This window comes from Pseudoalteromonas sp. H71 (assembly GCF_001468485.1).
Lineage (GTDB): Bacteria > Pseudomonadota > Gammaproteobacteria > Enterobacterales > Alteromonadaceae > Pseudoalteromonas.
In genome coordinates, this window is sequence record NZ_LODI01000007.1 from 1 (window position 1) to 11,614 (window position 11,614).

Annotated in this window: 12 protein-coding genes and 1 pseudogene; 8 read left to right on the forward strand and 5 right to left on the reverse strand. The window is 40.1% G+C overall.

Annotated elements, in window-relative coordinates:
• A partial coding sequence (locus ATS71_RS05485) for a hypothetical protein (protein WP_235591415.1) occupies positions 1-459 on the forward strand: 459 nt, incomplete at its 5' end.
• 67 nt (positions 460-526) lie between these two features.
• Here the strand turns inward: ATS71_RS05485 and ATS71_RS05490 are convergent.
• Positions 527-865, reverse strand: a complete 339-nt coding sequence (locus ATS71_RS05490) for a zinc ribbon domain-containing protein YjdM (protein ID WP_058403907.1) — start codon at positions 863-865, stop codon at positions 527-529.
• Positions 866-1,182: 317 nt separating this feature from the next.
• Here ATS71_RS05490 and ATS71_RS05495 point away from each other — a divergent pair, with 317 nt between their 5' ends.
• From ATS71_RS05495 to ATS71_RS05505, 3 genes are read left to right on the forward strand one after another with little or no spacing between them, the layout of a single operon-like run.
• Complete coding sequence (locus tag ATS71_RS05495) at positions 1,183-2,577, forward strand: RimK family protein (protein ID WP_058403908.1); 1,395 nt, start codon at positions 1,183-1,185, stop codon at positions 2,575-2,577.
• A 4-nt stretch (positions 2,578-2,581) separates the two neighbouring features.
• Positions 2,582-3,691 carry a GNAT family N-acetyltransferase/peptidase C39 family protein gene (locus ATS71_RS05500; RefSeq protein WP_058403969.1) on the forward strand — a complete coding sequence of 370 codons (1,110 nt, stop codon included), beginning with the start codon at positions 2,582-2,584 and terminating at the stop codon, positions 3,689-3,691.
• Positions 3,692-3,708: 17 nt separating this feature from the next.
• Entirely contained in the window at positions 3,709-4,221 is a 513-nt protein-coding gene (locus ATS71_RS05505; RefSeq protein WP_058403909.1) for an MgtC/SapB family protein, read from the forward strand.
• 18 nt (positions 4,222-4,239) lie between these two features.
• Here ATS71_RS05505 and ATS71_RS05510 read toward each other — a convergent pair whose 3' ends face one another.
• Positions 4,240-5,250 (reverse strand): GlxA family transcriptional regulator, encoded by a 1,011-nt coding sequence (locus tag ATS71_RS05510; RefSeq protein WP_058403910.1) that lies wholly within the window; start codon positions 5,248-5,250, stop codon positions 4,240-4,242.
• 124 nt (positions 5,251-5,374) lie between these two features.
• Between ATS71_RS05510 and ATS71_RS05515 the strand changes: the two genes are divergently transcribed.
• The 3 genes from ATS71_RS05515 to ATS71_RS05520 all read left to right on the forward strand — a co-directional run bounded on the left by ATS71_RS05515 (position 5,375) and on the right by ATS71_RS05520 (position 8,464).
• On the forward strand, positions 5,375-7,282 hold the full coding sequence (locus ATS71_RS05515) for a beta-ketoacyl synthase (protein ID WP_058403911.1): 1,908 nt from the start codon (positions 5,375-5,377) through the stop codon (positions 7,280-7,282).
• A 163-nt stretch (positions 7,283-7,445) separates the two neighbouring features.
• Positions 7,446-7,589: a hypothetical protein gene (locus ATS71_RS18825; RefSeq protein WP_235591416.1), complete on the forward strand. Its 144-nt coding sequence runs from the start codon at positions 7,446-7,448 to the stop codon at positions 7,587-7,589.
• 17 nt (positions 7,590-7,606) lie between these two features.
• Positions 7,607-8,464 carry an energy transducer TonB gene (locus ATS71_RS05520; protein WP_235591417.1) on the forward strand — a complete coding sequence of 286 codons (858 nt, stop codon included), beginning with the start codon at positions 7,607-7,609 and terminating at the stop codon, positions 8,462-8,464.
• A 63-nt stretch (positions 8,465-8,527) separates the two neighbouring features.
• Here the strand turns inward: ATS71_RS05520 and ATS71_RS05525 are convergent.
• Positions 8,528-8,930 (reverse strand): annotated as a pseudogene (locus ATS71_RS05525) (MgtC/SapB family protein).
• Positions 8,931-9,174: 244 nt separating this feature from the next.
• On the opposite strand from ATS71_RS05525, the gene ATS71_RS05530 reads away from it, so the two are divergent.
• On the forward strand, positions 9,175-9,552 hold the full coding sequence (locus ATS71_RS05530; RefSeq protein ID WP_058403912.1) for a hypothetical protein: 378 nt from the start codon (positions 9,175-9,177) through the stop codon (positions 9,550-9,552).
• Here ATS71_RS05530 and fghA read toward each other — a convergent pair.
• A complete protein-coding gene (fghA, locus tag ATS71_RS05535; protein WP_058403913.1) occupies positions 9,506-10,348 on the reverse strand; it encodes an S-formylglutathione hydrolase in 843 nt (280 codons plus the stop codon). The two genes, ATS71_RS05530 and fghA, sit on opposite strands and share 47 nt — an antisense overlap.
• A gap of 68 nt (positions 10,349-10,416) precedes the next feature.
• Positions 10,417-11,538, reverse strand: coding sequence for an S-(hydroxymethyl)glutathione dehydrogenase/class III alcohol dehydrogenase (locus tag ATS71_RS05540; protein ID WP_058403914.1), 1,122 nt, complete (start codon positions 11,536-11,538; stop codon positions 10,417-10,419).
• Between the last annotated feature and the right edge of the window lie 76 nt (positions 11,539-11,614).

The following is an 11,614-nucleotide window of genomic DNA, read 5'->3' on the forward strand; positions in this document are numbered from 1 at the left end:
ATTTTCACTAAGTTTCAAATGCCCGCTGAGCTAGGCAGCAGTAAACAAGGAAGTATTTTGATTTATAGATTTTTATCAATATTCGCAGTGCTCTTTTTATTATCAGCTTGCACAACAGGAAAGCTTTATTACACGAAGGCTTCTGGCGAACGTGTTTTAGGGTGTGATGTGGAGTTTGTTGGTTTACCAAGTGTAGACAAGTTTGCGGTTGAATATGCACTAAGCCTTTGCGCAAAAAGCTCTGTTAAAAAAGGGTATTCCATAGATAAAGAAAAGGAATATCTACTTAACCTAGATCTTCAAATTCCAGAGCCAAAATGTGGTCAATCTTGGAACCATAAGTCGGCAAAAGAGCTGTATAAAACTGGCAAACTGTCAAAGAAGGAATATGGCTATATTGTCGCTCACATAGACTTGGGTTTAGCGGTTGTTAATGAATGTTCACCTTTAGCTCAATAAACTTAATCATTTGGAGTGTTTGGGCGAGACATGCAGGATGGCTTCGCCACTTATCCGACCTACCCAACTAGTTAGCCTTTTTCACAAACTTCGCTGTTACCATCATTTCGCCAATGCCATCTACTTTACAATCTAGCTCGTGATCTTTTTTATCAAGCACACGCCTTACGACCGCTTTGGTGCCAATTTTAATAACTTGCGAGCTGCCTTTTATTTTTAAATCTTTGGCTACGGTTACTTTATCGCCATCATTAAGTTGGGTGCCGTTGGCATCTTTAACTAAAATTGCGTCTTCATCGCTTGTACTATTTGGGTTCCATTCATAGGCGCATTCAGGGCAAATAAGCATTTGTTGGTCTTCGTAAACATATTCAGATTGGCACTGTGGGCAGGCAGGATGTGACATTTATAACGCTCATAAAATAGTAATTTTGCGTATTTTAATCTGCATTAATAGGAAAATATAGTTAATCAATATTTTTTATCTTCACGCTAAAAATATCTCGTTTGTGTGGTTTTTAAAAAGGGCATATAAAGCAGATGTCGCTTAAGCAATTTAAGCGCTAACACTTACAGTAGGTATTTGTTAAAGCACCCATCGGATTAAGTGATACGCGCAATGCACACTTAGTACGATGGGTGTTTCTATTTATAGTGCGATAATTTAAAGATCGCACGCATTTATATTTGGCTTACTACCGATTGGTATAACTAGGAAAAGTCGTGTTTAAAACCTTAATAGTGGTTGATAACAACGAGCAAACACTTGCTCAATATTTCGAAAATGTAATTACGTTTAATAGTTACTTGCGTGATTACCCAAAACATAATGAACCTAAAACCCGCATTATTAATTTATGCGACTCAAGCCAATACTTGAGTAAGGGTTACTATTGCTCATTGCTTGCTGAGGCGCGCAAACACCAAGTATTACCAAGTGTAAAAACAATAAACGCGCTTCGAAGTGGCCAAGCACCTATGTTAAATGTGGGGCAAATTGATGGTGAAATTTACTTTGGTAATGCGCTAAACGAATTACAAAGTAAAGCGGCTAAATCGGTATTTAAACAATACCCAGCGCCTATTTTATATGTCGATGAGCAAGGTTTGTTACAGCAAGGTTCGCTTAGCTCTTTAAACGAGGAGCAATACAGCAATTTTGTAGCTAAATTAAATATGTTTACCCAAACTCAATGGCGTATTGGTAATGTGCAGCGCCGTTTTAGATGGGATATGGCAATACTGGTTGATCATAACGAAAAAGTACCACCGAGTGATAAAGACGCCATTGCCCGTTTTATAAAAGCAGCAGCTAAACATGGTATTAATGCGCAAGCACTCAGTTTTGATGAAATTGACAACATTGCCCAGTTTGATGCGTTATTTATTCGCCAAACTACAGCGATTGACCACCCAACGTATCGCCTTGCAAGCAAAGCGCAAAGCCTAGGTTTAGTGGTTATTGATGACGCCGAGTCTATTTTACGTTGTTGTAATAAAGTGTATTTACACGATGCGTTTAATTATCAAAAAGTGCCCAGTTTAAAAACGGTTGTAGTGGCTGATCAATCAGCGCAAACGCTTGAGCAATTAGAAGAGGCGTTTACCTATCCGCTTGTGTTAAAAATGCCTGAAGGGTCTTTCTCAAAAGGGGTGTTTAAAGTTGCAAACCGCAGTGAGCTTGAAGCTAAATTAACTGAGCTGTTTGAATATAGCGCATTGGTACTTGCGCAAGAATATATGTATACAGAATACGATTGGCGAGTAGGGGTATTAAATGGCCGCGCTATATATGCGTGTCGCTATTTAATGGCGCGCAACCATTGGCAAATTTATAACCATGACGCTAAGCGGTTTTTCTCGGGTGGCTTTGAAACGCTACCTACCTTTGAGTTACCAAAAGCCGTATTAGATGCCGCATTAAAAGCATGTAAAACAGTGGGTAAAGGATTATATGGCGTAGATGTTAAAGAGCAACAAGGCAAAGCATACGTGCTTGAAGTAAATGACAATCCAAGTATTGATCACAAAGTAGAAGACGGCTATTTAGGCGACGAGCTATACATGATCATTATGGACGAATTTAAACAACGTTTAGAAGCCCGAGGCCGTGGTTAACAACATGAGTAACCTTGTTATTCGTAAAGCACTTAGCAGAGATTTAAACGCATTGATTGACGTTGAAAATGCGTGCTTTAATAACGATAAATTGAGCCCGCGCAGTTTAAAGCGCTGGTTAAGTGCTAAGCACGGTATTTTGCTAATTGCAGAAAATGGCGAGCAAGTATGCGGCTATGGGCTTGTGTGGTGCCATAAAGGTACACGTTTAGCGCGTTTATATTCGCTAGCTGTAAAACCCACAATGCAAGGTAAAGGCATTGCCAAAATGCTATTAGCTGCGCTTGAAAAACAAACCTGTGAGCGTGGGCGTATTTACTTGAGATTAGAAGTGGCCGTAAATAACGACAGTGCAATTGGGCTTTATAAAAGTTTGGGTTACAGAGTCTTTGGTCAATATAGCGATTATTATGACGATCACAGTGATGCGCTGCGAATGCAAAAAAATATTCGCCAAACGAGTGAGCTAAAAGTAGCGCGATTAACGCCATGGTATCAGCAAACTACCGAGTTTACCTGTGGGCCTGCGGCGTTATTAATGGCAATGGGGGCACTTAAGCCAACAACGGAGCTTAGCCAATCACACGAGCTGGCACTGTGGCGTGAAGGCACCACCATTTTTATGACCTCAGGGCATGGTGGTTGCCATCCGTTTGGTCTAGCACTTGCCGCTAACAAACGCGGCTTTAAAAGCGAAGTAATGGTTAATACCACAGAGCCTTTGTTTTTAGATGGCGTACGCAATGAGAACAAAAAATTGGTACTAGCTACTGTTCATGAACAATTTGTTGATGGCATTGCACAGGCAAATATACCGCTGATGCATAAAGATGTAGAGCTTGAGCATATTGAACAGTGGTTAAGCCAAGGCTTTAGCGTACTGTTATTGATTAGTACATACAGTTTTGATGGTAAAAAATCACCGCATTGGGTGTGCGTTACCCACCTTGATGAGCACTGCGTGTATGTTCACGACCCATTTTGCGAGCCAGGAAGCGACAAACAACTCGCAATAGATTGCCAGTACGTGCCTATAGCGCGCAGTGATTTTAGTAAAATGTCAGCATTTGGTGGCCAACGGCTAAGAACCGCAGTGGCCATTGCTAATAATTAATAGGTATTTATTAAAGAGTGACTTTTTTAGATTTAATTGATGTAGCCCCTTATTCGTGGGCAGCCATTGGCACCGCCGCTTTTTGCGGTGCCATAATTGGTATAGAGCGCCAGTTACGAGGTAAACCTGTGGGTATTCGTACCTCAGCGTTAATAACGCTGGGCACGTATTTGTTTTTATCGACCGCGTTTAACTTACAAGGCGATGTGATTGATCATTCTCGTGTAGTGGGGCAAATAATTACAGGCATAGGCTTTTTAGGCGCTGGGGTCATGCTTGCAAAAGACGGCGCCGTAGTAGGGGTTACTTCAGCTGCAACCATTTGGGTGCTTGCCTCAATTGGCGTAATGATAGCCACCGACAATTTAGGCGCTGCTATTAAACTTTCAGTGCTGGTGGTTGGTATTTTATATGGTGTAGATGTACTTGAGGCTAAATTTAAAAGTTTAAGTAAAGGCGTACACGCTAAAGTAAAAAACTATCAAAAGCGTTACTACCGAAAAGACTTTAACGACATAGAACGCCACTAATTTAGTGGCGTTTTTGCATTAGCCAAATAATTTTCTTCTTACTACTTTTCTGTACTCGCTTGGCGTTTGGCTTAGCACTTTTTTAAACACGCGAGTTAAATGCCCTTGGTCGTTATAACCAACCTCAAGCGCCACTTCTTGAATAGTTAAATTAGACGACGCTAATAATTCTTTAGCACCTTCAACCCGTAATTGCTGCCAATATTCTATAGGGCTTTGATTAGTTGCAAGCTTAAAACGCCGTGTGAAGGTACGGTAGCTTAAACTAAATTGTGTAGCTACTTCTTGCAGGTTTAACTCGCTTGCTAAATTAGTTTTAAGCCAAAACTGAATTTGCGCTATGAGTTCATCTGGGTGGCGGTCAACCGCGCCTTCAAGGTAGCGCTGATCTTCGTACGGTTTACGTACTTCGTGCGAAAAGTTACGTTCTACGTGCTGCGCAGCGGCTTTGCCGTAATATTGGCTAATAATATGTACGATCACATCGGCAAGGGCATTTAAGCTTGCCACCGTATACATGCGCTCAGATTGGGTTATAAAAAAGTCAGGTTTTAGGCTTACTAATGGGTAGTCGTGGCTAAATTGTTTTGCATAATGCCAGTGGGTTGTTGCAGGGTGCCCATCAAGTAACCCTGCCTCTGCAATTAAGCAGTTACCAGTGCCCACACCAATTATATGGCTGCCAGTTTCAAAGCTTTCTTGTAGCCATTCAACAATTTCTAAATTAGTACGAACGACAGGGCGAGGGTTTCGCCAAATGCCGGGGACTATAATTAAATCGTTATATGGTGCGTTGGCAGTCGTGAAGTCGGGAACTATAGCAAGGCCTGTACGGGTTTGTATTGGCTCATTATTTTTAGCAATTAAATTTATACTAAGTGGTCTAAAGTCAGCTGGGTTTAAGTGGCCTTTTGCATAGGCTTCGCCCGCTCTCAGCATTTCAATGGGGAGCGTTAAACTGGTAATAAGTAGGTGTGGGTACACAGTGATTGCAATGTTTAGCGCGGGGTTAAGCGATTTTTTATTCATTTCAATGCTCCGACCAGTACTTTTTGGCCTTTTATGCAGAATATTTGGCTATTAAAGCATAAAGGGTTGTTATTAATCCAATTAAACTGTTTGCTTCTCCAATAACACGCATTAAAGGTTAATAATGACAGCATTACCCGTAATAGTAGGCATGGGCGGTATAAACGCCGCAGGCCGAACTTCTTTTCATCAAGGTTACCGCCGTATCGTATTAGATGCATTAAACGCACAAGATCGTAGTGAAACATTTTTAGGCCTCGCCACATTAATGAACTTGGTAAGCGTTGTTGATGGTAACCTTCAAGATTCAAATGGTAATAATGTTGAGCAAAGCGACATAGAAGCACGCTTTGGTGAGCAAATTATTGCTGGCACACTTATTCGTAAAATTGAAAAAGAACATTTTGATGCAGATGCCACGCCTTGGCAGCAAAAAATGACGTTAAAGACATCTGATGAAAACGCAATTGCATTTGAAACTCGCGCACGTGATTTACCAACCCCTGTGCCTGCAAGCTGGAATGTGCAAGAGCTTGACGGCAAAAAAGTAAAAGTAACCATAGCCGCAGAGCTAGACGTAAAGCTTGATTCTACCCGTGACAACCCAATTAAATCGGCGGGGCAGTTTCCTACTGGGTTTGATCCATCAATTATGTATAACAGCCGTTATCAGCCTCGCGGTTTGCAAGCCACTATATTTGCTGCAAACGACGCGATTAAATCAACAGGCCTTGACTGGCAACGCATAATGAATAGCGTAGAGCCAGATAAAATTGGTACCTATTCAGCCTCTGTTATTGGCCAAATGGACGACAAAGGATTAGGTGGTTTAGTTAAAGCGCGTCAGCAAGGGGATCGTGTTAGTACTAAGCAATTAGCACTAGGTTTAAACACAATGTCGACTGATTTCATAAACGCATACGTTACCGGTAATGTAGGTACTACGTTTTCTACCTCGGGGGCATGTGCCACTTTTTTATATAACTTACGCGCTGCAGTAAACGATATTCAAGCTGGGCGCACCCGTGTTGCGGTTGTTGCAAGTGTTGAATGCGCTATTACGCCAGAAGTAGTTGAAGGGTTTGGTAATATGAGCGCCCTTGCAAATGTTGAAGGCCTGCGCCGTTTAGATAACTTAAGTAGTGAACAAGAGCCCGATTACCGTAAAAGTAGCCGCCCATTTGGCGAAAACTGTGGTTTTACATTAGGTGAAGGCGCACAAGTCACTATTTTAATGGATGATGCATTAGCACTAGAGCTTGGTGCAGACATTATGGGCTCAGTACCTGATGTATTTGTAAATGCCGATGGTATTAAAAAATCAATCACCTCACCGGGCCCGGGTAATTACATTACCATGGCTAAATCTGCGGCATTGGCAACAAGCTTATTAGGTAAAGACGCGCTACAAAACCGCAGCTTTATTTTAGCGCACGGTTCAAGTACGCCGCAAAACAGAGTAACTGAGTCACTTATTTATCACAAAGTAGCGCAAACCTTTGCTATTGATAACTGGAAAGTAACGGCGCCAAAAGCTTATGTAGGGCATACAATTGCTCCTGCCAGTGGCGATCAGTTAGCGATTGCGCTGGGTGTATTTAGCCATAATATTATGCCGGGTATTACTACCATAGATAAAGTTGCTGACGATGTTTATGCAGATCACTTAGATATACGAAACAGTCATTACGATTGCGGCGATATGGACATAGCCTTTATAAACTCAAAAGGCTTTGGCGGTAATAACGCCACAGCGACTGTACTTAGCGCAAAAGTAACAATGCAAATGCTTGCTAAGCGCCATGGTGAAAAAGCGATGAGTGATTACGCTGATAAAAATACATCTGTTGTTGCTGCGCAAAATACCTATAAAGCGCAAGCTGACCTTGGTAAGTACGAATTAGTATATCGTTTTGGTGATGGCGCCATTGACGATAACGACATTGTAATTGGAGAAGACGGTATTGAACTACCAGGTTTTGATAAAGCCATCTCGTTTAGTACAACCCACTCCTATCAAGATATGTTTTAAGCACACATACTTGAAACCCAAGGCGCTTTATTAAGCGCCTTTTTTATATTTATGAGTTTATTAGTCTATAGTTAAATTTTGGTTAGTTATAAATATAAGCTTGCATCTTTTTATAATGTTTGTTTCTATAATAGCTACTTTGCTTTCTAGGATGGATAATCAAATGAAAAAACTCTCTATAGCTCTTTCTATAATACCTGCATTAACTTGTGTGCCAGTAATGGCAGATTTTGTGCCAGCTGAAGTTGTTAAAGATAACTACAATAAACAAATACATCTTCTCGTGTGTCACGCTTTGAAGGCTTAAATTTAAGTAGTTATGTTGTGAATGAAAGTGGTCAAGTTAGTGATATTGAAATTGTTGCATCTATCGGGCAAGGCAAATACAAAAGAGAAGTTGTAGAGTATGTGTCAAAACTAAATTACAAAAGTGCTCAGGTCGATGGTAAATCAGTGCCAAGTGCAAAGCTTATTACTGTAATGTCTCAAAATTTACACTTGGGGTACACTAATGACAAAGCAAAACATGGCTTTTTTAATGATTATGAAGCGGCAAGTAATTTAATTAATGAAAAAAAACTAGACGAAGCGCAAAGTAAAATAATAGAGCTAGAACGCGATCATGCTAAAAATACAGTTGAAATAGTATTACTTTCATGGTTAAAAAGTCAGCATAGCTATTTTACGAAAGATTGGAACGGCTTTGATAAACACATTAACAATGCATTTTTGTTCAGAGATAATTTACCAGATCAGATAAAAGTGCGAGTGGTAAAAAATGCTTTGCAATGGTTTATTTCTAAACAGGACTATGTGCGTGCCTATGATGCAATTGATGCCCTAGGAAATATTAAAGCCTTTGTTTTTACAGATGAAAATAAACAACAGTTGTTAACTCAAGTTAATGATATTTATAAAAACTCAGGCGATATAAACCAGCAGATAATGATTGAAACAGAACAAGCCGTTATACCTTTATTGTCTAAAAGTGAGGTTGTGCTTGAATCAACAATGCCACTTAGCAAGGTTCAACTGCGCTGTGAAAATAAAGTGGTAAATTACAACACAAGCGCTATTGATAAAATTACTATTTCTAAAGACGATTTACGCTGTGGATTATTAATTAAAAGTGCGCAAGCACAAACGGTCACTTTAAAACAAAGTGGTTATGCTTTTTTGTAAATAGCTAACAACATAGTCTTAATAAAAACCCCAATAATTGGGGTTTTTTATGCTTAAGCTATATTACTTTAATTTTTTTACATACCTGAGCGTTATAAAGTTAATTATAGCCAGCAAAATGGTTATTTGCCACAGCAATACCAATTAAACCCATGTTCCATATGCTCGCTGCGGTTGCAGTACCTGATGTTGACTGGTTATTCTTCAAAATTGCGCCACCACCAATAAATCCGATCCCGGTAATAATTCCTTGTAACATTTTAGATTGTGCTTCAGATGAGTCTAACACCGACATAGCTATAAGTGCGTACCCGCACGATGCAACCGCGACTAACGGAAATGTTCTTAGCCCAGCCCCATCTTTACTGCGCTCTCTGTCGTATGCCATCGGCAATGCGAGAGCGTAGGCAATGCCTAAGTGAATTAAGTTATCTAAGATTTCGTTCCACTGTAAATCAAATTCCATTGCTATTCTCAATTAAATAAACTTAAGTTACAAAAGCAAGTGCCGCGCCAAATATAAAAACATTAAAAATCAATGCGTTGCTTTTTACATCAGGTTAGTTGAGTGCATATTTAGTAAAATGTACACATTGGTTTATCACTTTTACTTCATGTGTTTATAGGTGTATTTAAATTGGTTTTACAACTTTTTACAGTCTTAATTTTATAATCGTTTAGTATTTATAAATATTTTAGAGGAGGGGATTATGAAATTATTAGTAACTATTTTAATAAGTGTGTATTTAAGTGGTTGCACGGTGGCAGGAGTTTTAATAGATGGGCATGCTCAAAATAACGAAAAAGTAAATCAAAATATGAATAGCACTGCTCGTTCAGATCCTTACAAAGATCCCTTTAAACCCATTGCAAAAGATAGAGAAGGGTTTTCTTTTACAAAACTAGGTTTAAAAATTGATTCTGCATTAGTCGACTTTGTCAGTGTGGAGAATAATCAACAGCGCAAAGTGTGTAGAAAGGTAGGTAAAAGTTTAAAAGAGTGCGTAGAACTAGAGAATCAAGAACTACACACTAGCGAGGCTACGCAGTTAAAAACTGACTATGAAATAATAAGTGTTGGTCAATAAAGCTACTGATGAAAAAGTAACTATGGTCGTAACCTTCTTGCATTTCAAGCGTTAACGGGTAACCCTTATCGTGAGCAACTGCCACTAGGTTTTGTGGTTTGAGTTGCTCTTCTAAAAAACTATCGGCACCCCCTTGAGATACCAGCATAGGTAGGTAATCCGCTTGCGTTGCTAGTTTCATAAGTTCGCAGGTATCGTATTGCGCCCAAAGTGATTTATTGTCACCTAAATAACCAGTAAATGCTTTTATCCCCCAAGGGCAATTTATTGGGTTAACTATTGGGCTAAACGCAGAGGCACTTTCATAGGCTGTTGGATTTTTAAGTGCAAGCATTAAAGCACCGTGCCCACCCATAGAATGACCACTAATGGCTTTTGTGCTGGTTACTGGGAAATGCTGTTCAATAAGCGCAGGTAGCTCATTAACCACGTAGTCGTACATATTAAAATGTGTGTTGTAAGGTGCTTGCGTTGCATTAACATAAAAGCCAGCACCTTGCCCAAAGTCGTAATTATCATCGTTGGGTACATTATCGCCACGCGGACTCGTATCGGGTGCCACTATTGCAAAACCCAGCTCGGCGGCTTTTTTAAAAGCGCCTGCTTTTTGCATAAAATTTTCGTCGGTGCAGGTTAAACCCGATAGCCAATAAAGCACAGGTACTTTGTTTTTTTCACTTGCATCAGGTGGTAAAAATACTGCAAAACGCATAGTGCAATGGGTACTTGTTGCAGCATGGGTATATTGCTTATGCCAACCACCGGCTACTTTTGTACTTGATATATTCTCTAACATAATAATCCTTAAAAGCCGTAAACTTTTTGGTTTTATGGCTTTTTATTAAGTCGTTTACTAAGTGCTTATTAGTAATGAATTACGGTACGAATACTTTTACCTTCGTGCATTAAATCAAACGCGTCGTTAATTTCCTCAAGGCTCATTGTGTGGGTAATAAAGTCGTTTAACGCAAATTCACCCGCCATGTAGCGCTCAACAATTTCAGGAAGTTGCGAGCGGCCTTTAACACCACCAAATGCGCTACCACGCCATACTCGGCCAGTTACCAGTTGGAAAGGACGTGTAGAAATTTCTTGGCCAGCACCGGCTACACCAATAATTACAGATTCCCCCCAACCTTTATGACAACACTCAAGTGCAGAGCGCATTACATCAACATTACCAATACATTCAAACGAGTAGTCAACACCACCGTCAGTCATTTCAACAATTACTTCTTGAATTGGTTTGTCGAAGTCTTTAGGGCTTATTAAATCAGTTGCGCCAAGTTTAGTGGCAAGGCCAAATTTACTGGTGTTAATGTCTACACCAATAATACGACTCGCGCCTGCCATTTTTGCACCAATAATTGCAGATAAACCAATACCACCCAGGCCAAATATAGCAACGGTATCGCCTTCTTTAACTTTGGCTGTGTTAGTTACCGCACCCATTCCGGTTGTTACACCACACCCTAATAAACAAATTTCTTCTAAAGAAGCTTCTTTGTTTACTTTGGCTAATGAGATTTCTGGAAGTACTGTGTACTCAGAAAACGTTGAGCAACCCATATAGTGGTAAATTGGCTGGCCGTCTTTAAAAAAGCGTGTTGTGCCGTCTGGCATAAGGCCTTTACCTTGGGTTTCACGTACTGCTGAACACAAGTTAGTTTTGCCAGATGTACACATTTTACACTCACCACATTCGGCGGTATAAAGTGGAATAACATGATCGCCCACTTCTACACTCGTTACGCCTTCGCCAACTGCGTATACAACGCCTGCGCCTTCGTGACCTAAAATAGCGGGGAATATACCTTCAGGATCTTCACCCGATAAGGTAAATGCATCGGTATGACAAACACCAGTAGCGGTAATTTTTACCATTACTTCGCCTTTTTTAGGCATCATCACATCAACTTCTTCAACGCTTAAAGGTTGGTTTGGGCCCCAAGCAATCGCCGCTTTTGATTTAATAAATTCAGACATGTGTTTATCCTTTGTAGTGGTATTAAATATCAATTGTAGACCCAATTTGTTTGGGTGATGCGACTATTGTATTTGT